The 522-nt window shown below is 65.9% G+C and carries 1 protein-coding gene; it reads left to right on the top strand.

Annotated elements, in window-relative coordinates; translation table 11 throughout:
- The coding region (locus CWM66_RS28225; RefSeq protein WP_304598306.1) for a glutamate synthase central domain-containing protein at positions 1–522 on the top strand (522 nt) is incomplete at both ends.

The following is a 522-nucleotide window of genomic DNA, read 5'->3' as shown; positions in this document are numbered from 1 at the left end:
GACTTGCTCGACTCGGACGCCATCGACCGCATCAACCGCGCCCGCGCGCCGTACAAGCAGTGGCTGCACCTGGGCGTCACCTACCTGCAGACCGAGCTGATCGACCCCTCGCTGGTGGAGGAACCGTTCTCCGAGCAGACCCTGCGCAGCTACCACAAGCTGTTCCAGCTCAGCACCGAGGAAGTGGAGCAGGTGCTGCGCCCGCTCGCCGAGACCGAGCAGGAAGCCACCGGCTCGATGGGCGACGACACCCCGATGGCGGTGTTGAGCCAGCACACCCGGCCGCTGTACGACTATTTCCGCCAAGCCTTCGCGCAGGTCACCAATCCGCCGATCGACCCGCTGCGCGAGAGCTGCGTGATGTCGCTGACCACCCAGCTCGGCAAGGAGACCAACGTCTTCCATGCCGGGCCGGAGACGGTGAACCACGTCATCCTCAACTCGCCGGTGCTGAGCCAGCGCAAGCTGCGCCAGTTGCTGAAGATGCCGCAGTACGTGGAGCGCAACCGGCTGATCGACCTG

Origin of the sequence: Kosakonia sp. H7A, assembly GCF_003028445.1 — a bacterium.
Taxonomy (GTDB): Bacteria; Pseudomonadota; Gammaproteobacteria; order Enterobacterales; family Enterobacteriaceae; genus Kosakonia; species Kosakonia radicincitans.
The sequence above is the reverse complement of the archived record's forward strand: the minus strand, read 5'-3'. Positions and strand labels throughout refer to the sequence as shown.